Origin of the sequence: Streptococcus castoreus DSM 17536 (assembly GCF_000425025.1) — a bacterium.
Taxonomy (GTDB): Bacteria; Bacillota; Bacilli; order Lactobacillales; family Streptococcaceae; genus Streptococcus; species Streptococcus castoreus.
Genome location: NZ_AUKZ01000005.1, coordinates 98,341 through 120,737, shown reverse-complemented (window position 1 = coordinate 120,737; position 22,397 = coordinate 98,341). Strand labels below are relative to the sequence as shown.

The 22,397-nt window shown below is 37.9% G+C and carries 16 protein-coding genes; 14 read left to right on the top strand and 2 right to left on the bottom strand.

Annotated features, from left to right (window positions below; translation table 11 throughout):
* Window positions 1-331: 331 nt before the first annotated feature.
* From trpX to H346_RS0102135, 12 genes are all read left to right on the top strand, one after another.
* Window positions 332-1,330, top strand: coding sequence for a tryptophan ABC transporter substrate-binding protein (gene trpX, locus H346_RS0102190; RefSeq protein WP_027969640.1), 999 nt, complete (start codon window positions 332-334; stop codon window positions 1,328-1,330).
* 14 nt (window positions 1,331-1,344) lie between these two features.
* Window positions 1,345-2,214: an ABC transporter permease gene (locus H346_RS0102185; protein WP_027969639.1), complete on the top strand. Its 870-nt coding sequence runs from the start codon at window positions 1,345-1,347 to the stop codon at window positions 2,212-2,214.
* Complete coding sequence (locus H346_RS0102180; protein WP_027969638.1) at window positions 2,211-2,969, top strand: ABC transporter ATP-binding protein; 759 nt, start codon at window positions 2,211-2,213, stop codon at window positions 2,967-2,969. The genes H346_RS0102185 and H346_RS0102180 overlap by 4 nt, the downstream gene beginning before the upstream one ends.
* A 205-nt stretch (window positions 2,970-3,174) precedes the next feature.
* Entirely contained in the window at window positions 3,175-4,836 is a 1,662-nt protein-coding gene (locus tag H346_RS0102175; RefSeq protein WP_027969637.1) for a ribonuclease J, read from the top strand.
* A gap of 182 nt (window positions 4,837-5,018) precedes the next feature.
* Window positions 5,019-5,804, top strand: coding sequence for an alpha/beta hydrolase (locus H346_RS0102170; protein WP_027969636.1), 786 nt, complete (start codon window positions 5,019-5,021; stop codon window positions 5,802-5,804).
* A gap of 28 nt (window positions 5,805-5,832) precedes the next feature.
* Window positions 5,833-6,087: a hypothetical protein gene (locus H346_RS0102165; protein ID WP_027969635.1), complete on the top strand. Its 255-nt coding sequence runs from the start codon at window positions 5,833-5,835 to the stop codon at window positions 6,085-6,087.
* Window positions 6,088-6,206: 119 nt separating this feature from the next.
* The gene (locus H346_RS0102160) at window positions 6,207-8,111 is read left to right on the top strand and encodes an ABC-F family ATP-binding cassette domain-containing protein (RefSeq protein WP_027969634.1); all 1,905 of its coding nucleotides are present in this window, start codon (window positions 6,207-6,209) and stop codon (window positions 8,109-8,111) included.
* A gap of 287 nt (window positions 8,112-8,398) precedes the next feature.
* Entirely contained in the window at window positions 8,399-9,367 is a 969-nt protein-coding gene (locus H346_RS0102155; RefSeq protein ID WP_027969633.1) for a thiamine pyrophosphate-dependent dehydrogenase E1 component subunit alpha, read from the top strand.
* Window positions 9,368-9,688: 321 nt separating this feature from the next.
* Window positions 9,689-10,687 (top strand): alpha-ketoacid dehydrogenase subunit beta, encoded by a 999-nt coding sequence (locus tag H346_RS0102150; RefSeq protein WP_027969632.1) that lies wholly within the window; start codon window positions 9,689-9,691, stop codon window positions 10,685-10,687.
* Between the two features lie 67 nt (window positions 10,688-10,754).
* Window positions 10,755-12,167 (top strand): dihydrolipoamide acetyltransferase, encoded by a 1,413-nt coding sequence (locus H346_RS0102145; protein WP_027969631.1) that lies wholly within the window; start codon window positions 10,755-10,757, stop codon window positions 12,165-12,167.
* A gap of 342 nt (window positions 12,168-12,509) precedes the next feature.
* The gene (gene lpdA / locus H346_RS0102140; protein ID WP_027969630.1) at window positions 12,510-14,273 is read left to right on the top strand and encodes a dihydrolipoyl dehydrogenase; all 1,764 of its coding nucleotides are present in this window, start codon (window positions 12,510-12,512) and stop codon (window positions 14,271-14,273) included.
* A gap of 326 nt (window positions 14,274-14,599) precedes the next feature.
* A complete protein-coding gene (locus tag H346_RS0102135; RefSeq protein ID WP_027969629.1) occupies window positions 14,600-14,974 on the top strand; it encodes a hypothetical protein in 375 nt (124 codons plus the stop codon).
* Window positions 14,975-15,516: 542 nt separating this feature from the next.
* Here H346_RS0102135 and H346_RS09575 read toward each other — a convergent pair.
* Window positions 15,517-18,237: a polysaccharide lyase 8 family protein gene (locus tag H346_RS09575; RefSeq protein WP_037562467.1), complete on the bottom strand. Its 2,721-nt coding sequence runs from the start codon at window positions 18,235-18,237 to the stop codon at window positions 15,517-15,519.
* Window positions 18,238-18,462: 225 nt separating this feature from the next.
* On the opposite strand from H346_RS09575, the gene lplA reads away from it, so the two are divergent.
* On the top strand, window positions 18,463-19,452 hold the full coding sequence (lplA, locus tag H346_RS0102125; protein WP_027969628.1) for a lipoate--protein ligase: 990 nt from the start codon (window positions 18,463-18,465) through the stop codon (window positions 19,450-19,452).
* Between the two features lie 136 nt (window positions 19,453-19,588).
* Here lplA and plsY read toward each other — a convergent pair whose 3' ends face one another.
* The gene (plsY, locus tag H346_RS0102120; RefSeq protein ID WP_027969627.1) at window positions 19,589-20,236 is read right to left on the bottom strand and encodes a glycerol-3-phosphate 1-O-acyltransferase PlsY; all 648 of its coding nucleotides are present in this window, start codon (window positions 20,234-20,236) and stop codon (window positions 19,589-19,591) included.
* 132 nt (window positions 20,237-20,368) lie between these two features.
* On the opposite strand from plsY, the gene parE reads away from it, so the two are divergent.
* A complete protein-coding gene (gene parE / locus H346_RS0102115; RefSeq protein ID WP_027969626.1) occupies window positions 20,369-22,318 on the top strand; it encodes a DNA topoisomerase IV subunit B in 1,950 nt (649 codons plus the stop codon).
* Window positions 22,319-22,397: the final 79 nt, after the last annotated feature.

Below are 22,397 nucleotides of genomic sequence, written 5' to 3'. Positions count from 1 at the left end.
TGGATTCTAATTTCTCCATTATACCATAAATAATGAGTTAAAAATATGCTTAAAAGCCTTTTCAATATCTTCTATTTAGGTTATAATATTGGAAAAAGCAAGAAAGGAAGTCCATAATGGCACAAGCACGATACTTGATAATTTGGCAAAGTTGGCATAGATAAGTTGTGTTTATGGATTGGCATAGATACGACTTTTAGAGTACTTCTAAAAAGGTATCTATGCGCTGACATGGGATTTCACAAAAAGCGCCTAGTAGTTATTACTAAGCGTTTTTTCTTTGAGTTGTGCTCTAGTCATTTTTGAATAATAAAGAAGTGAGAGGAAAGATATGAAAAATAAACGTTTAATGGGTACCCTGATTCTTCTAGCCATTATGGTTATAGGAGCGCTCTTTTCAAGAACCTCAGGACAGTCGGGAGATAAGCTAGCGCCTAAAAAAGAAATTAAGATTGGGATTTTACAATTAGTGACCCACGCGGCCCTTGATCAAATTGAGCAAGGGATTGAAGATCAGCTAGCAAAACGAGCACCTAAGGGACAAAAGATTAGCATTAAGCTAATGAATGCCGAAGGAGATCAAAGTAAGATTCAAACCATGAGTCGGCAATTAATTCGGGCTGGCAGTGATATTGTGGTTGGTATTGCGACACCGGCTGCTCAAGGATTAGCTGCTGCTACCAAGGATACTCCAGTAGTCATGGCGGCGGTTTCTGACCCAGTTGGAGCCAAGTTGGTTAAGCGGTTAAAAAAACCAGAAGGAAATGTAACTGGTTTGTCAAATAAGGTTCCAGTTAAACAAACTGTTGATTTGATTTCTGACTTGACACCAACCGTAAAAAAAATTGGAGTCCTTTATGCCAGTAATGAGGATAATTCCTTATCTCAAGTTAGAGAGTTTAGTCATTTGGCACAAGAAAAAGGATATCAAGTTATTCCTTATGCTGTACCGTCAACAAACGAAGTTCCGACGACCATGTCAATCATGTTAGGTAAGGTAGATGCGGTCTTTATCCCCCAAGATAATACGATTGCCAGTGCTTTCTCATCTGTCATTAGTGCGAGCCGGGCAGCCAAGATTCCTGTCTATTCAAGTGTTGATACTATGGTTGAGGAGGGAAGCCTAGCTTCTATTTCTCAAAGTCAATATCAGCTAGGTGTTGAGACAGCTAATCAGGTCTTGGAGCTTATCAAAGGGAAATCCGTTTCAGAAGTTCCGGTTATGATTGTTGATCACGGGAAACCATTTTTGAATAAGAAAACGGCAGAAGAGTTAGGAATCACCATTCCTAAAAACCTCTTAACGTCAGCAACATTTGTAAGGAAATAAAAGAAAGGACGATTATGATTATTTCATCAGTTACACAGGGTCTCTTTTGGGGGATTTTAGGATTAGGGATTTATTTAACTTTTAGAATTTTAAATTTTCCTGATATGACCACTGAAGGCTCATTTCCTTTAGGCGGAGCTGTTTCAGTTACGACGATTAGTTTGGGGGTGGACCCTCTTGTCTCTACTTTTCTTGGGATGGTAGCAGGTGCTTTAGCAGGCTTAATAACAGGTCTCTTATATACTAAGGGGAAAATTCCAACGATTTTAGCAGGTATTCTGGTTATGACTTCTTGTAATTCCATTATGCTAATGGTGATGGGGAGAGCTAATTTGGGCTTACATGATAATAAACGTGTCCAAGATTATTTGCCTTTTTCTGCTGATCTCAATAGTCTGTTGACGGGCTTCTTAGCGGTTGGGATTGTTATTGGTCTTTTAATTTATTTCTTCTATACCAATATTGGACAAGCCTATATCGCGACTGGGGATAATCGTGATATGGCTAAAAGTTTTGGTATTAAGACGGATCGTATGGAAATGATGGGCTTGGTCGTTTCGAATGCTTTGATTGCTTTGTCAGGTGCCCTAATTAGCCAACAAGATGGTTATGCGGATGTTTCAAAAGGGATTGGGGTCATTGTGATTGGTCTAGCAAGCATTATTGTTGGGGAAGTGCTTTATTCGACAGGTTTGACATTATTGGAACGCTTGATCGCTATTGTGGTCGGTGCAATCCTCTATCAGTTTTTGATTTCGTCTGTTATTGCCTTAGGATTTAATACCAACTATTTGAAATTATTTAGTGCCCTTGTATTGGCTATATGTTTGATGGTGCCGGTACTACAGAAACGATTCTTTAAGGGGGTTAGGTTATCACGATGACAAAAGTTATTGAATTAGTAAATGCAACGGTAGAAGTCACTAATGGTTTTGAGGCTGTCAAAAGAATCCTTGACGATGTGTCTTTAACCATTTACGAACATGATTTTTTAACGATTTTAGGGGGGAATGGTGCTGGGAAATCAACTCTCTTTAATGTGATTGCAGGAACGCTTTTTTTGACGCATGGGCAAGTTAAAATTCTTGGGCAGGATGTAACCAACTGGTCAGCTGAAAAAAGAGCCGTTTACCTATCACGGGTTTTTCAAGACCCTAAAATGGGAACAGCTCCTCGAATGACAGTGGTTGAAAATCTCTTAATTGCGAAGCAAAGAGGTGAGAAGCGCCCGTTTACCCCACGAAAGCTTACAGAGCATTTGGCAGCTTTTGCAGACTTAGTTAAACGGACGGGAAATGGCTTGGAACACCATTTAGAGACACCAACAGGTCTCTTATCTGGTGGGCAACGACAGGCGCTTAGCTTACTAATGGCAACTTTAAAAAAACCAGATCTTTTACTGTTAGATGAACACACAGCTGCTCTTGATCCCAAAACAAGTCAGTCCTTGATGCGGTTAACAGACGAGTTTATTTGGCGGGATCAACTAACAGCCCTCATGATCACTCATCACATGGAAGATGCTTTAACTTATGGGAATCGTCTTATTGTGATGAAAGATGGAAAACTAATTAAAGATTTAAATCAAGCTGAAAAAGCAAGAATGACTATTGCTGATTATTATCAACTTTTTGATTAAAAAGCTAAGAAATCAATCATTAAAAAATTGCCTCTAGACAGTTGATTTCTTAATTTAGTAAAAATAATAAGAATGGATGCGGGCTATTTGGAGAAAAAATTCCTAAAATATGATATACTGTAAAAGATAGTAGCTAAGCTACAAGGCAGTAATTCGACTTACAAAGTAAGGACCGTTTGTTATAAAAAAATCTTAGAGGAGTATCATGAGTGATATAAAAATTGTTGCCTTAGGAGGTGTCCGTGAATACGGCAAAAACTTCTATTTGGTAGAAATTAATGAATCAATGTTCATTTTAGATGCAGGGCTTAAATATCCTGAAAATGAACAATTAGGGGTTGATTTAGTCATTCCGAATTTAGATTATGTCATTGAAAATAAGGACAAGGTTCAAGGGATTTTCGTGAGCCATGGTCATGCGGATGCTATTGGCGCCTTGCCTTATCTTTTAGCAGAAGTATCAGCTCCAGTTTTTGGCTCTGAATTAACCATTGAATTGGCAAAATTGTTTGTGAAAAGTAACAATAGCACTAAGAAATTTAACAATTTCCATGTTGTTGACAATGATACCGAAATTGAATTTCGAGATGGCTTAGTTTCTTTCTTTAAAACAACGCATTCGATTCCTGAAAGTTTGGGAGTGGTAATTGGAACTGATCAAGGAAATATTGTCTACACAGGTGACTTTAAGTTTGACCAAGCTGCCCGTGAAGGGTATCAAACAGACCTGTTGCGTTTAGCTGAAATTGGAAAAGAAGGCGTTCTTGCACTTTTATCGGATTCAGCCAATGCTACTAGCAATGATCAGATTGCTAGTGAATCTGAAGTTGGTGAGGAAATGGACAGTGTTATTGCTGATGCTGAGGGGCGTATTATCATTGCAGCAGTGGCATCTAACCTTGTTCGGATTCAACAGGTTTTTGATTCAGCGGTGACTTACGGACGTCGTGTGGTTTTGACAGGAACTGATGTTGAAAATACTGTGAGAACAGCATTACGTTTGAAAAAATTAATGATTACTGATGAACGTTTATTAATTAAACCAAAAGACATGTCTAAATTTGAGGACCATGAGTTAATCATTCTTGAAGCTGGTCGCATGGGGGAACCAATTAATAGTCTCCAGAAAATGGCAGCAGGGCGTCATCGCTATGTCCAGATTAAAGATGGTGACCTTGTTTATATTGTGACAACACCAAGCACAGCCAAAGAAGCGATGGTAGCACGTGTTGAAAACCTTATCTACAAGGCTGGTGGTTCTGTTAAGCTAATTACTCAAAATCTGCGAGTATCTGGTCATGCTAATGGTCGTGACTTGCAACTGCTGATGAATTTGATAAAGCCACAATACCTTTTTCCTGTTCAAGGTGAGTACCGAGATTTAGCTGCACATGCTAAATTGGCTGAGGAAGTTGGTATTCTCCCAGAAAATATTCACATTATGAAACGTGGCGATATGATGGTGCTTAACAAAGAAGGCTTTCTTCATGAAGGAAGTGTGCCTGCTAGTGATGTCATGATTGATGGCAATGCTATTGGTGATGTGGGCAATATCGTGTTAAGGGACCGCAAAGTCTTGTCAGAAGATGGTATTTTTATTGTTGCGATTACGGTCTCTAAAAAGGAGAAACGGATTATTTCTAAAGCTAAAGTCAATACGCGTGGCTTTGTTTACGTGAAAAAAAGCCGTGATATTTTAAGAGAGAGCGCTGAGTTGGTTAATGCAACCGTTGATAATTATTTGCAAAAAGATAACTTTGACTGGAGCGAATTAAAGGGGAACGTCAGAGATGATTTGTCCAAGTTCTTGTTTGAACAAACAAAACGACGCCCAGCTATTCTACCAGTCGTGATGGAAGTTCGTTAAGTTAAAGAAGAGAGGTAAGCAACATTGCCTACCTTCTTTGATTGATGAGAAATTTGGTTTCTTAATGACTCATTTAGACATGGGTTAAAAAATCTGAGATGAGACTTATCTTTGGGATTTGACGAGAATAATATTTCTTTTCCCTTGCAAAATTCATGTGAATGGATGAAGGAGAGTAAACAATGGCAAGTATCCATATTGAGTACCATTCCCAAGTGTTAGCTATGGAACGTGGGGTAAATGTGATTTATCCAGACCAGTCTGAGATTTCACAGGAAGATCAAGGGGACAAGGATATTCCCGTATTATACCTTTTGCATGGAATGGGGGGCAATGAAAATTCATGGCAAAAGCGGACAGATATTGAACGGTTGCTTCGTCACACGAATCTAATAGTGGTTATGCCATCAACGGATTTGGGATGGTACACTGATACGGCTTATGGACTCAATTATTACCAAGCTTTAGCGGAGGAATTACCTCAGATACTAGCTTCTTTTTTTCCAAATATGAGTCAAAAGCGTGAAAAAACCTTTGTTGCAGGTTTATCAATGGGAGGTTACGGTGCTTTCAAATGGGCACTAAAAAGTAACAGGTTTTCTTATGCTGCCTCTTTTTCGGGAGCCTTGGATTTTTCACCAGAGACCTTGCTTGAGAGGAAATTGGGTCAGCCAGCATATTGGCAAGGAGTCTTTGGTCAGTTTGATGACCCCAACCTTGATAAGCATTACCTTAAAAATATGGTGGCAGAAAGCGACGGTAAGACAAAATATTATGCTTGGTGTGGCTACGAGGATTTTCTTTTTGAAGCCAATGAAAAAGCTATTTCAGATTTTAGAGCTCAAGGACTTGAGGTGGACTACCGGAAAGACCATGGTGATCATGAGTGGTATTATTGGAACAGGCAACTAGAAGTGTTATTGGATTGGCTACCGGTTCATTATCAAAAAGAAGAAAGGCTGTCTTAGAGATCATTTGAGACAAATAGGATCAGCAATGAAAAAAATAATGTCTCTTATTTTGTGGTTGCCTAAGCAAGTGTTACGTTTGTTGTGGCAGTTAATTAAAAGCGTTCTGCAGACAATTTTATTAGTAGTCATCGTTGTTTTTGGCTTGATTTATTATTCTAATCATAGCAACTCCATTTTGGCCAACAAGATTTCGACTGTGACAGAACAAGTTGTACAAATTGTTGATACCTTAACACAACAACCTTCTACTCAAGCCCCTCAAGAAAAAAAGACACACTAAACAAAGCGTTTTCCTCTTACTGATAAGCAAATCAGATTAATGGAAAGCTGAGATGGATTTCTTTTCGAAATCAAGTTGAAAATGTCCTCAAAAGGGCATTTTTTTGCTACAATAAAATTATGATTATTTTACAAGGAAACAAGTTAGAACGCTCATTTTCAGGAGATGTTCTTTTTCAAAACATATCGTTGCAGGTTGATGAACGTGATCGGATTGCCTTGGTTGGTCCTAATGGGGTAGGCAAATCAACCTTGCTTAAAATTCTGGTTGGAGAAGAGACCCCAACCAGTGGGGAAGTTAATACTAAAAAAGACTTAACCTTATCTTATTTAGCACAAAATAGCCGTTTTGAATCAGATAAGACGATTTATGACGAGATGCTTAAAGTTTTTGAGGAATTACGACAGGATGAGAAGCGTCTTCGGCATATGGAGATGGAGATGGCAAGAGTGTCTGGTGAAGAACTATCATGTTTGATGTCAGATTATGATCGGTTGACTGAAAGTTTTCGGCGGCGTAATGGCTTCACGTATGAATCAGATATTAAGGCAATTTTAAATGGTTTTAAGTTTGATGAGAGTATGTGGGAAATGACCATTGCAGAGCTGTCAGGGGGACAAAATACCCGTCTTGCCTTGGCAAAAATGCTATTGGAAAAACCTGAACTGTTGGTACTAGATGAGCCGACCAATCATTTGGATATTGAGACAATCGCTTGGTTAGAAAACTATTTGGCGAATTATCAAGGGGCACTTATTGTCGTCAGTCATGACCGCTATTTTTTGGATAAGGTAGCAACCGTTACTCTGGATCTTACTCAAAACCGTTTAGACCGATACGTTGGAAATTATTCACGCTTTATGGCATTAAAGGCGGAAAAATTAACCACTGAAGAAAAGCATTTCGACAAACAGCAAAAAGAAATTGCCAAGTTAGAAGATTTTGTTCAAAAAAATATTGTTAGGGCGTCAACAACCAAACGAGCTCAGGCTAGGCGCAAGCAATTAGAAAAGATAGAACGTCTGGACAAACCAACTATCAGACAAAAATCAGCAAACATGACCTTTCAGGCTGACAAACCGTCAGGAAATGTCGTATTAAGAATTGAAGATGCAGCTATTGGTTATGATCAGCACGTTCTATCAGAGCCTATTAGCTTAGAAATAAACAAATTGGATGCCATTGCTATCGTTGGTCCAAATGGTGTTGGAAAATCAACTTTAATTAAATCTGTCATTGGACAGATTCCATTTATCAAGGGACAAATCAAGTACGGCGCTAATGTTGAAACAGGCTATTATGACCAAACCCAGTCTTATTTGACCCCAAGTAATTCAGTTCTTGAAGAATTATGGCACGATTTTTCAACCACTCCGGAAGTGGAAATTAGGAATCGTCTTGGTGCCTTTCTCTTTTCAGGAGATGATGTCAAAAAATCTGTTGCCATGTTATCAGGTGGTGAAAAAGCGCGTTTGCTTCTTGCAAAATTATCTATGGAAAACAATAATTTCCTTATTTTGGATGAACCAACCAATCACTTAGATATTGACAGTAAAGAAGTTTTAGAAAATGCCTTAATTGATTTTGATGGCACCTTGTTATTTGTTAGTCATGATCGGTATTTTATCAACCGTCTAGCAACAAAAGTTTTGGAAATGACTGAAAATGGCTCAACCCTTTACTTAGGTGACTATGATTATTTCCTTGAGAAAAAGGCAGAGCTAGAAGAATTAGCGCGTTTAGCAGCAACAGAGGAGCCGATAGAAAGGATAGAAACCCTTACCAATGACTACCAACTTCAGAAGGCTAGCCAAAAAGAACGTCGCCGTCTCACTCGGAGATACGAGGAAATTGAAACAAGATTGGAAAGTATTGAAGAGCGTATGGCTGATCTTCAGGGGGAAATGCTTGCTTCAAACGATACCGAACAATTAATCATCTGGCAAAAAGAACTGGATCAGCTTTACCAAGAGCAAGAAACTCTGATGGAAGAATGGGAAGAAATCGCTGAACAATTAGAATAATTTAACTGCTAAATAAGTCTTGGATAGATCTTTCCAAGGCTTATTTGGTAGTTTTAGAATAAAGAATAGGTAGTAAAGAAGGTTAGCTTTTGGCTATTAAAAAGTATTTTTAGGACAAACTGTTATATAATATTTTAAATTTCACTAGTACAGATGTGTTTGTGATTTCACAAACTATAAATCTTTGTTGAAGCTTAATAAGATAAGGTAGAAAGCGGTTTAATTATTTGCAAATTGTGAATAAAAGTTTTATGATAGGGAAGTAATATGATAATATGGAGGTCAAAATGGTAACAGTTTCTAAAGAACAACATTTGGATATGTTCCTAAAAATGGAACGTATTCGTGAATTTGATTCACGTATTAATAAACTTGTCCGTCGTGGATTTGTACAAGGGATGACCCATTTTTCTGTTGGTGAAGAAGCAGCTAACGTTGGTGCAGTAGCTCACTTAACTTATGATGATATTATTTTCTCAAACCACCGTGGTCATGGTCAATCAATTGCTAAAGATATGGATCTTAACAAAATGATGGCGGAGCTTGCAGGTAAAGCAACTGGTGTTTCTAAAGGACGTGGTGGTTCTATGCACTTGGCTGATTTTGAAAAAGGAAATTATGGCACGAATGGTATTGTTGGTGGTGGTTATGCACTTGCAGTAGGTGCTGCTCTAACACAACAATACAAAGGAACTAATAATATTGCAGTTGCTTTTTCAGGTGATGGTGCTACTAATGAAGGGTCGTTCCATGAGTCAGTAAACATGGCGGCAACATGGAAACTTCCTGTTATTTTCTTTATCATCAATAACCGTTATGGCATCTCAATGAGCATTAACAATGCGACAAACACCCCTCATTTGTACACTCGTGCAGAAGCTTATGGCATTCCTGGTTTTTATTGTGAGGATGGAAATGATGTGATGGCTGTTTATGAAACAATGGGCAAAGCTGTTGAACACGTTCGTGGTGGAAACGGTCCAGCTATCGTTGAGGTAGAATCATACCGCTGGTTTGGTCACTCAACGGCAGATGCTGGCAAATACCGTACTAAAGAAGAAGTTAATGAATGGAAAGAAAAAGATCCAATGCTCAAGTATCGCACTTATCTTACAAGTGAAGGCATTGCTACTGATGACGAATTGGATGCTATTCAAGCACAAGTCAAAAAAGAAGTTGACGATGCCTATGAATTTGCACAAAACAGTCCAGATCCGGAACTTTCAGTCGCTTTTGAAGATGTTTGGGTTGATTAAGTGACAAGGGGATGAGGCATTGACAACAGACGGTTAACAATCAACCTTGAAAGTATAAATGTGAATAGGAAAATATCGACTTTCAAGACAATTTATCTTTGCCACTGGAACTTTTATCATGAAGAGTTGGGATTATAATTTTAAAAACTTTTCAGGCTTAGATTTGATTTTATAACGATTTATATAAAGAAAGGAACAGGTTCATGGCGAAATGTCATTGAATCTGACCGATAAGACCATACAAAAAGGTAAGTTTTTTAAGTGCTAGTATCTGCGCCTTTCTATTTTGTAGTGGCTCTTACGGGCTTGGTATCTTAGATTATGTCAGAAACAAAATTAATGGCTCTGCGCGAAGCAGTCAACCTTGCCATGACTGAGGAAATGCGCAAGGATGAAAACATTTTCCTTATGGGAGAAGATGTTGGTGTTTATGGGGGTGATTTTGGGACCTCTGTTGGAATGATTGAAGAATTTGGTGCCAAACGTGTTAAAGACACACCAATTTCAGAAGCTGCTATCTCTGGTGCTGCCATTGGTGCTGCCATTACAGGGCTTCGTCCAATCGTTGATGTTACTTTCATGGATTTCCTTACTATCATGATGGATGCTATTGTTAATAATGGTGCTAAAAACAATTATATGTTTGGTGGTGGCTTAATCACACCAGTTACTTTCCGCGTGGCATCCGGTTCAGGTATTGGTTCTGCTGCCCAACACTCACAATCTCTTGAAGCGTGGTTGACCCATATTCCAGGGATTAAGGTTGTTGCTCCAGGTAATGCAAACGATGCTAAAGGATTATTAAAATCAGCTATTCGTGACAACAACATTGTTCTTTTCATGGAGCCCAAAGCTCTTTATGGTAAAAAAGAAGAAGTTAATCAAGACCCTGATTTCTATATTCCACTTGGCAAAGGTGATATCAAACGTGAAGGAACTGATTTGACAATCGTGTCATATGGTCGTATGTTGGAACGTGTTCTTCAAGCGGCTGAAGAAGTGGCGGTAGATGGTATTAACGTTGAAGTCGTTGACCCACGTACCCTCATTCCACTTGATAAAGAATTGATCATTGAATCTGTTAAGAAAACAGGTAAGTTGATGCTTGTTAATGATGCTTACAAAACAGGTGGATTCATTGGTGAAATTGCAACCATGATTACTGAAAGTGAAGCTTTTGATTACCTTGATCATCCTATTGTTCGTCTGGCAAGCGAGGATGTTCCGGTACCTTATGCGCGTGTTCTTGAGCAAGCTATCTTGCCAGATGTTGAAAAAATCAAGGCAGCTATTGTAAAAATGGTCAACAAAGGGAATTAGGTGACAAGTCTATAATGTAAAGCGAAAAGTTATCAATGACGCTTATAAATTGTGAAAGGATGTAGAAATGGCATTTGAAATTATTATGCCAAAGCTCGGCGTTGACATGCAAGAGGGTGAAATCATCGAGTGGAAAAAACAAGAAGGTGATACTGTCAATGAAGGTGACATTCTCCTTGAAATCATGTCAGACAAAACGAATATGGAACTTGAAGCAGAAGATTCAGGTATCTTATTGAAAATTGTCCGCCCAGCTGGTGACACGGTACCTGTAACTGAGATTATCGGTTATATTGGTGTTGAAGGTGAATCAGTCGATACAATCGCATCAAGCGAAAAAACCACAGAAACTCCAGTTCCTACTTCAACGAATGCTGGATCAGCAGTTGCTTCTAAAGAAGATGTTGCTATGCTAGTTCCTCAGATAGCAACGACAACTATTCCTCAAGGGACAGATGGTAAAGTTCGTGCCACTCCAGCCGCTCGTAAAGTAGCTAGAGAAATGGGCATTGACTTTACTCAAGTTCCAGGAACAGGACCAAAAGGTCGTGTCCATAAAGAAGATGTTGAGAACTTTAAAGAAGCGCAACCAAAAGCATCACCACTTGCTTACAAAATGGCTATTGACAAGGGGATTGACTTGGCGACCATTTCAGGAACAGGATTTAATGGTAAAGTTATGAAAGAAGATATTGTAGCAGTCCTCGAAGCTACTAAACCAGCTGAACCAAAAGCCCTAGCAGCAACTAAAGAAGAAAAAGTGGTTAATCTTCCAGAAGGCGTTGAACACAAGCCAATGTCAGCTATGCGTAAGGCTATTTCTAAAGGTATGACTAACTCCTACCTTACTGCGCCTACATTTACGCTTAACTACGATATTGACATGACAGAAATGATTGCACTTCGTAAAAAGTTAATCGATCCAATCATGGCGAAAACAGGTCTTAAAGTCAGTTTTACCGACCTAATTGGTATGGCAGTTGTCAAGACATTAATGAAACCAGAGCACGAGTACATGAATGCTTCTCTCATTAATGATGCTAACGATATTGAACTTCATCGTTTTGTTAACCTTGGTATTGCAGTTGGACTTGATGATGGTCTTATTGTGCCGGTTGTTCATGGAGCAGACAAAATGAGTTTGTCAGATTTTGTCCTTGCTTCTAAAGATGTGATCAAAAAGGCTCAATCTGGCAAGCTGAAAGCAGCAGAAATGTCTGGCTCAACCTTTTCAATCACAAACTTGGGAATGTTTGGCACAAAGACATTTAATCCAATCATCAACCAACCAAACTCTGCTATTCTAGGCGTTGGTGCAACGATTCCGACTCCAACAGTTGTTGATGGTCAGATTGTAGTGCGTCCAATTATGGCAATGTGTCTAACCATTGATCATCGCTTGGTAGATGGTATGAATGGGGCAAAATTCATGGTAGACCTTAAGAAATTAATGGAAAATCCATTTGAATTATTGATCTGATAAAAATTGAATTAGCTTGAAAAATCTGGATGATTTTTAAGGGCTAGAACAAAAAATAAAGCACTCGCAAAGACAAAAGAAGTGATTAGAAGAAAACTAATAATCCTTCTTTTCTCAAAAAAATAGAAAGGATTTAGAACGAGTTCGTGACATGTAAACACGAACTAAATGCTCGGAATAAAGTGGAAAAAGTTAAATAATCGAAGCGTTGTAGACGTCTTAACTTTCCTCAAGATTCGTCTCGGAAAGTCAGTCGTCCTGACTTGGGTGTGTTAACGAAATCAAAGATTTCTGACTTACCGCAAAATTCGGTTGCATTTGGACGTTCTTTGTATCATAATTATGGCTGTTGAAATTATTATGCCGAAACTCGGTGTTGACATGCAAGAAGGTGAAATCATCGAGTGGAAAAAACAAGAAGGTGATACTGTCAGTGAAGGTGATATTCTTCTTGAAATCATGTCAGATAAAACCAATATGGAACTTGAAGCAGAAGACTCAGGTGTTCTTTTGAAAATTATGCGCCAAGCTGGTGAAACGGTTCCTGTAACAGAAGTTATCGGTTATATTGGTGCCGAAGGCGAATCTGTTGAGGTTTCTAGCCCAGCTTCTTCAGATATCAATGTTGCTCGCACAACAGAAGATTTAGAAGCTGCTGGACTTGAAGTGCCAAAAGCACCAGCTCAAGCTGCTTCATCGTCACCAAAAGTGGCTCTTGCTGACGATGAATATGATATTATCGTTGTTGGCGGTGGTCCTGCTGGTTATTATGCTGCTATTCGTGGTGCTCAACTTGGTGGTAAAGTTGCCATTGTTGAGAAATCTGAATTTGGCGGGACTTGCTTGAACGTAGGATGTATCCCAACGAAGACTTACCTAAAAAATGCTGAAATCCTTGATGGTATTAAGATTGCAGCAGGTCGTGGGATCAATCTTGCATCAACTAACTACACGATTGACATGGACAAAACAGTTGACTTTAAGAACACTGTTGTTAAAACCTTAACAGGTGGTGTTCAAGGCCTTCTTAAAGCTAATAAAGTCACTATCTTTAATGGTCTTGGTCAAGTAAACCCTGACAAGACTGTAACCATTGGGGCACAAACCATTAAAGGTCGCAACATCATTCTTGCAACAGGTTCTAAAGTATCACGTATCAATATCCCAGGAATTGACTCTAAACTCGTTTTAACCTCTGATGATATTCTGGACCTTCGTGAAATGCCCAAATCACTTGCTGTTATGGGTGGCGGTGTCGTTGGTATCGAACTTGGACTTGTTTGGGCATCATACGGTGTTGATGTGACCGTTATTGAAATGGCAGACCGCATTATTCCTGCAATGGATAAAGAAGTATCGTTTGAATTGCAAAAGATCCTTTCTAAGAAAGGCATGAAGATCAAAACATCAGTTGGTGTGTCTGAAATCATAGAAGCAAATAATCAACTGACCTTGAAATTGAACAATGGTGAAGAAGTTGTCGCTGAAAAAGCTTTGCTTTCTATCGGACGTGTGCCTCAAATGGATGGTCTTGAAAATCTTAATCTTGAAATGGATCGCAATCGTATTAAAGTGAATGACTATCAAGAAACCTCTATTTCGGGTATCTATGCACCAGGTGATGTCAACGGAACTAAAATGCTTGCACACGCTGCTTACCGTATGGGTGAAGTAGCTGCAGAAAATGCCATGCATGGTAATACCACTCGTAAAGCCAATCTTAAGTATACACCAGCTGCGGTTTACACCCACCCAGAAGTGGCAATGGTTGGTTTAACAGAAGAACAAGCCCGTGAACAATACGGTGATGTTCTGATCGGTAAAAATAGCTTTACTGGTAATGGCCGTGCGATTGCCTCAAACGAAGCACATGGTTTTGTAAAAGTTATTGCTGATGCCAAATACCATGAAATTCTTGGGGTTCATATCATTGGTCCAGCAGCCGCTGAAATCATCAACGAAGCTGCAACCATTATGGAATCAGAATTAACAGTTGATGAATTATTATTGTCAATCCATGGGCATCCAACTTTCTCAGAAGTGATGTATGAAGCCTTTGCAGATGTTCTTGGCGAAGCTATTCATAATCCTCCAAAACGTCACTAAGAGCAAGTTTTACTGAAAATAAAAAAAGGAAGAACTGAGCAGTGAGCAGGAAGAGTTTCTTCCTTTTTACTTGTTTTTGAGTTTTATGAGCAGGTATCATAGCATTATTTGAAAAATGCTGGTTAAAAAACCATTATAAAAAATATTAATCATCTGATAAAAAATTCTAATATAATAACAAAACTATTGCAATTATATATAATAGAGTGGTAACTTTTGATAAAGTTACATCAGATGGTCTTTATTGTAGTCCTTTATCCCGGGAAAAGCACTATGATAAGACATCATAAATAACAATATGATATATAAAAGGAAGTACTCTACACATGAAGAAAAAAATTGTAGGAATATTATTAACAGCAGCTTCAGCAATGACACTTGCCGCACAATTGACTACAGTCGTTAGCGCTGATCAGTATAAAGGTACTGATCAATATAATTTTTACTCAAAATATAGTAATGATATGCTTGAAGCTTTTCTTGATGCCTATTACAGTTACGAGAAAGAAGTTAATCAGCATAAGATTGATGTAATTCAAGATGTTCTTTTAGACCGTTATAATGCTGGAACATGGAATCCTTATGCAGTTTCTGTGAAGAAAAATAAGGAAAATACCACAGTTTCTAATGGAATTACAGTAGTAAAAGAAACTAGTAGTACTACAGTTTCTAACAGTAACGGTATTACGTTGTCAAAATAATAATACATAGATAAAATACTCTAATCTCTAAGGGAGTTAGGTTGTCAATTTATGGATTATTCCCCATAAATCCTCAAACTCCTCCTTGACTTATAGCACAATCAACTACAGAGAACGAACATACAAAGGACTTATACATTTAAGTCGCTAGTATGTTCGCTTTTTTATAGTTGGCAAGCCTTGATAACTGTTTTACTAAAAGGTTTAGTGGCACAGTTGAAAGAATGTTTACTTTAATGACTAAAATTAGATTGGTAAACACTAATTTTAATCTAGCCAAAAGTTACCACTGTCAAAACTGAAAGGAAAAACTTGAAGAAGTCTCTTTAGAAAATTGATTAAGTAGCCCAACTTAATTCTTCATGAGTCCCTAAGAATTTAAGGTGAAACGTGGGTTTATTGCTTTTATCTCAATCTTTATAATGCAAAAAGCAACAGACAATAGCCTATTGCTTTTTGTGTTTAGGAGCCTTGTTATTACCTCAGTTCCCTCTTTTAATTTTTAGTAAGCAAAAGTTTATGATTAACTACTTGCCTTAGCCTTAATCTTTGTGGCTTACTTTTTTGAGATGCTTTGTTAAGAAAGTAAAGGTTAATAAGGTTAATCCCCATAGTCCCAGTGATGAGGTGGATTGACCAGCCTTTGGCAACGCTTTTTGAATACGCTTTTGATTTGATGAAGTTGGTTGGGGGTAACTGGACTTATCAGTTTTATTATCTGAGATGTTTTGACTTGGATTGTGTTCTTGTTTCTCCTTTTGATCATTTTTGGTAGCATCAGCAAAAGTGTAAAAACCTTGTTGAGGAAGGGACATGCCGGCAAATGTTGTTCCTTCTTTTGCGTAATGGATAAGGAACTTTTGTTGCTGTTTGCGATCATATATGGCAGCTACTTTATCATTATTTGCAAGTAATTCAAGTTCAAAATTGGCAACCATTGCTTCAAAATCTTTGCGACTTACATTTGGAATCATAGCATAGGCATAGCTATCGCCGTTTCCAGCGTGTTCTTGTGTGATGGTAATAAAGGTATTGGAAACTTCTTTTGCAGCAGCAGCTGATTTATCATCAGCTTTTATCGTATTCCATTTTCCAGTTTGAAGCGCCTTACGGATAGCAAGTGTTGTTGGCTTGAAGAAATAGTAACCAATATTGCGACCAGAAGCACCACTTTCAAGAAAAATACTTTTTGTGTCTTTAAAATTAGTTAGTTGATCTGTTAGATTGACTGCTTTACCGTTGACATAAGTAAGGTAAGGATGATTTTTATCTTCTTTTCGTTGCTCAATAGTGGTATAAGCTGGATCAGTAGATTTATTTTGGATATTACTGCCGACAAAGACAATCTTATTTCCTAAAATAAACCAACCTTTATTCAAAATAAGGCTTTTATTCCAATTGGTGAAAGTCATAGCAGCTAGGGCACTTGTATCAGTGAGTTTTTCACTACGAACAAAGGCACCATCAGGTAGACTGGTCATTCCAACTTGATCAGATTTGGTTTTAATGTTTTCAGGAGTGCCTTCAAGTGGTTTTTTACTTGTTTCAGTTGTTCCAGGTAAATAATAAGGATTGACGGTTGCCCAATAGTTGTCACTGTAATGTCCTAAGTCACTGTTGTATAGATAGAACATACCATCAGCAGTAAACCAGCCATGTAAATTCTCGTTATTCATGGCTTCATAATTTTGCGTACGATCAGAAAACATGGACAAGCCAAAAGCAAAATCATAATCGGCATTATAGAGGGCTAATTTATCCATACTATTAAAGCTAGAAACATAGCTTTTGCTTTTTTGAACAGGAATAGAGTCATCATCTAATAAGTTTTTCATTAATTGAATATCACGATAGGTTTTAAGGTTATCATATACATTATAGAAAGGCATTCCCTCAGTGACAAGAGTTTTCACACGTGTTTTGAGAGCTGTTCGGTGTGGTTCTTCAGACATGTCCGCGATTCGTAAAATGGCGCGGAGAGCTTCAACCGCAGCAACATGTGATTGGGCTGTTAATCGACTGATAGAACGACCTCGAGTCATATCCATCATTTCACCATTGACCATGATAGGGAAAAAGGACTTATTAATCCAGTGATAGATGGTAGCCATTTTGTCTTGCCCCATAGGTGAATTTGTTTTTTGGATAATTGGAATGAGTTGTGATAGACCATCAATGAGAACATTACCATAGGCACCTGTATAAGCAATTCCTTTATTATACATAGGACTTTTTTTATTGGTAATGACGTGATCGATTAAGGAACCATCTTTATAAAACCCATTGCCCTCATCAACAAGGGTAAATACTTTTTCAATCGCCTTGATAGTGGCTGCGATTTCCTTGTCGTCCTTACGAAGTAGACCAGCAATTAATTTGACACGCCCCATATCAATTAAATTACCACTGTTAGCTTCAAAAGGAGGAAAATCCTTTGCATTGACAGCGTTTACTCTAAAACGAGTTGGGTCTGGCACAAACTTTTCGATAGGAGCTGTGTATTTAAGAATTTCTTCTTGGCTAAAATAAGGATACATCAATGAAAGGGTATTATTAATGGCTCTAGGTGTACCAATTTCGTAGTCCCACCAATTTTCTTTATTATTTTTGCCGGTTGTCTGGTGATTTTCGCGTTCAAGGTTATAAGCGTGGTCATACATAAAAGCCATACCATCCCTAACGATGTTAATAGCTTTGTTATTGCGATAATAATTCGATTCAGGGTTGGTTACTTGTTTGGCAATTTTTTCGATATCACGGTAAGTTTGTGTAATATTAGTAGAAGCAGTGTAATCTTTTGTTTTCTCCCAGAGATAAGTTCTGTTTTGAAGTTCTGGTCCTTGATAGGTCTGAATGATTGTTTCAACTTCTTTTTCAGCCTTATTATGGAAAGCTACCATATCAGGATTGGTTTTATCATAAACAGCATTGCCAGCAATAATAGCATTCCAATCGTCTAATAGGTCGGTATAACGGTCTTTCTTAGGGGATGGGTGATTATTTTCTGGAACGGATGGTGTTTGCTGCAATTCAGTCATTACTGGAGCAACATTTGATCCTTCAGTAGTATTTTCAGTTTGATTTGTGGTATCTTTGCTAGTCTCTTGATCTGTTGACTGAGGGGGTGTTTTGATAGTTGTTTCTGGTGCCTGGGTAATTTCTTCAGCGTAACTATTTCGTCCATTACTCAAAATAGCGAAGCTGAGAATGACACTTGAATAGAGTAATAGCTGTTTATGATTTAATTTTGGATGTGTTTTCACCATAAAACCTCCTTTATTATGGGAATAGGAATTTAAAAACAAAAAAGTAAACCGGTTTGCTTTTTCAATATACCATTTTAAAAAGGTTTTGTAAACCCTTTCAATAATTATTCCGAATATTTTGCATAATTTAGTAAACTGTTTACTAAATTAGGGTTAAAATAATCGCCATAAACCTAATAATTTGTTATGATAAAGCAATAAAATATTCAAGAGGAGACATCAATGAAATACATCATCAATAAGAGTCATAATCCTGCATTTAACATTGCTCTAGAAGCTTATGCTTTTAGAGAACTGGTTGAAGAAGATGAATTGTTTATCCTTTGGATTAATGAGCCTGCCATTATTATTGGAAAACATCAAAACACGATTCAAGAGATTAATAAGGAATATATTGATAAGCATGGTATTCATGTTGTCCGCCGTTTATCTGGCGGCGGTGCTGTTTATCATGATTTGAATAATTTGAATTATACTATTATTTCAAATAAAACAACAGAAGGTGCTTTTGACTTTAAAACTTTCTCGCAACCCGTTATTGCAACTTTAGCTGATTTGGGAGTTACTGCTAATTTTACCGGTCGAAATGATATTGAAATTGATGGCAAAAAAATATGCGGTAACGCACAAGCCTATTATAAGGGTCGAATGATGCATCATGGTTGCTTATTATTCGATGTTGATATGACCGTTCTGGGCAATGCGCTCAAGGTCAGTAAGGATAAAATTGAATCAAAAGGTGTCAAATCTGTTCGTGCTCGAGTGACTAATATTTTAAACGAATTGCCAGAGAAAATTACAGTTGAAGTATTTTCAGATAAGATTTTGGCTAAAATGAAAGAAACTTATCCAGACATGACAGAATACGTATTATCAAAGGATGAATTAGTCAAGATTCAGCGATCTGCTGAAGAACAATTTGGTAGCTGGGATTGGACTTATGGACAAGCTCCAGAGTACACTATTGAGCGTAATGTACGCTACCCTGCTGGTAAAATTTCAACTTTTGCCAATGTTGAAAATTCTGTCATTAAAACTCTCAGAATCTACGGTGATTTTTTTGGTATTAAAGACGTGCAAGATATTGAGAAATTACTTGTTGGCTGTAAATATGACTATATTGATGTACTTGAACGTCTTCAAACCATTGATACCGCTCAATATTTTTCACGCATGACGGTTGAAGAAGTGGCTAAAGCAATTGTGGCTTAATGATGCAAGAAAAGTTGGTAGGTTATGAACGACTACTTGTCAAATAAATAAAGCATAGAACTTTTCTTCATTTAAAGTTCTATGCTTTATTATTGCTGTTTTTTCCCTGTCCGCTATAAGCTATGAAAACTAGCGTTTACTTCTTATTTTTAGGACTTTGCTGGGTTAAATTTAAACCCCAAGGTACTAAGTTTTCGGAATGGCACTGGATACGTTTGAGATTATCTTTATGCCTTATCAAGATAATAATTGCCAGTAAAATGATAATAAGGACTAAAAACCAGTCATAGTGAGGTAATAGAATATGAAAGGACGGAAAAATTAAGACACTTAGTATAGCAATAATGGCAGATCCAACACTAGCTAAGGAAATCATACTGAAAAGGTAGAGAAGCAATAGAAAGGTTGAGGCTAAAAAGAGCAAATACCATGGTGCAAAAGCTAACAAAACGCCAGCACTTGTTGCTACCGCTTTGCCACCTTTAAAGTGAGCAAAAATTGGGAAAGTATGCCCTAAAACAGCAAAGAAACCAATAATAATTGGTGAAACATTGGTCAAACCGAAGATGACTGGTAAACTTGTCGCCAAAGTTCCTTTCAAAATATCAATAGCAAGGGTAGCAATGCCAGCCTTAATGCCTAAAATACGAAAGGTATTGGTGGTTCCTGTATTGCCTGACCCATATTTGCGCAAATTAGTAGCATAAAATCGTTGACCAATCCATAGTCCAGTTGGAATAGATCCAAGTAAATAAGCAATGATAATAAAACAGATCAATTTCATACCTAATATTATACCATATTCCTTGATTTAAGAACTAAACATTGAAAAGAATTCGGAAAAATAGCAAATTACTTTGCAAAATTGTTAAAAAACTTGTAAGATAAAAAAGATGAAAATGTCTGGAGGTCAATTTTGACTAAGAAAGAAATAACAATTAATAACTATAACGATGATGCTATTCAGGTCTTAGAAGGGTTAGATGCTGTTCGCAAACGTCCAGGAATGTATATCGGTTCAACGGACGCTACAGGGCTTCATCATTTGATTTGGGAAATTGTTGACAATGCTGTTGACGAAGCCTTATCAGGTTTTGGAGATGATATTAAAGTAATCCTCAACAAAGATGGTTCAGTTAGTGTTGCTGATAGCGGACGTGGCATGCCAACAGGTCAGCATGCAATGGGAATTCCAACTGTTCAGGTTATCTTTACCATTCTTCACGCAGGTGGTAAATTTGGTCAAGGGGGGTATAAAACCTCAGGCGGTTTACATGGTGTAGGGTCCTCGGTTGTTAATGCCCTGTCAGCTTGGTTGGAGGTTGAAATCACAAGAGATGGAGCCGTCTATCGTCAGCGTTTTGAAAATGGCGGTAAGCCAGTGACAACCCTTAAAAAAGTTGGCACAGCTCCCAAATCAAAATCAGGAACAGTTGTTACCTTTATGCCCGATGAGACGATTTTTTCAACCATTGATTTTAAATTTAATACCATCGCCGAGCGCTTAAAAGAATCTGCCTTTCTCTTAAAAAATGTCAAGATGAGTTTAATGGACCTTCGTGGAGATGACTCGATTGTGGAAGAATTTCATTATGAAAATGGCGTTCAAGATTTTGTAGAATACTTAAACGAAGATAAAGAAACCTTAACGCCAGTAATTTATATGGAAGGTCAAGAGCAAGAGTTTCAAGTCGAGGTGGCTTTGCAGTATAATGACGGCTTTTCAGATAATATTTTATCTTTTGTTAATAATGTACGAACAAAAGATGGTGGCAGTCACGAAACCGGTCTGAAATCTGCCATTACCAAGGCTATGAACGATTATGCTCGCAAAACCAATCTCCTCAAAGAAAAAGATAAAAATTTGGAAGGTTCTGATTACCGTGAGGGCTTATCAGCAGTGCTTTCAATCTTGGTTCCTGAACAACATTTGCAATTTGAAGGACAGACCAAAGATAAATTGGGAAGTCCCTTAGCGAGGCCGATTGTAGATGGTATTGTTTCTGAAAAATTAACTTTCTTTTTACTAGAAAATGGTGAATTGGCTTCTAATTTGGTTCGCAAAGCCATTAAAGCCAGAGATGCACGTGAAGCAGCACGAAAAGCCCGTGATGAGTCTCGAAATGGCAAGAAAAATAAAAAAGACAAAGGCTTATTGTCAGGGAAGTTAACACCAGCTCAGTCTAAAAATGCCAAGAAAAATGAACTTTATTTGGTCGAGGGAGACTCCGCAGGAGGGTCTGCCAAACAAGGTCGAGATCGTAAATTTCAAGCCATTTTGCCATTACGTGGTAAAGTGTTAAACACGGAAAAGGCTAAGATGGCAGATATTTTGAAAAATGAAGAAATTAATACCATGGTCTATACCATTGGAGCAGGAGTTGGTGCTGATTTTAATTTGAATGACATCAATTATGATAAAATCATTATCATGACCGATGCCGATACCGATGGTGCTCACATCCAAACCCTTTTATTAACTTTCTTTTACCGCTATATGCGACCACTAGTAGAAGCCGGTCATGTTTATATCGCCCTTCCTCCCTTGTACAAAATGGCAAAAGGAAAAGGGAAGGCTGAAAAAGTAGCTTACGCTTGGACGGACGGTGAATTGGAAGATCTGCGCAAAGAATTTGGTAAGGGAGCCATTCTCCAGCGTTACAAAGGACTTGGTGAAATGAATGCAAACCAACTTTGGGAAACCACCATGGATCCTGAAACCAGAACCCTTATCCGTGTAACCATTGACGACTTAGCACGAGCAGAGCGACGTGTTTCTGTTTTGATGGGTGACAAAGCTGCCCCACGTCGCCAATGGATTGAAGATAATGTTAAGTTTACCTTGGAAGAAAACACAGTATTTTAAATCGTTAACCAAATGTCTGTTACACTTGTTATTTGAAATACGATTACTTCTACGTTATTCTTAGCCAAAAAGTTTACGG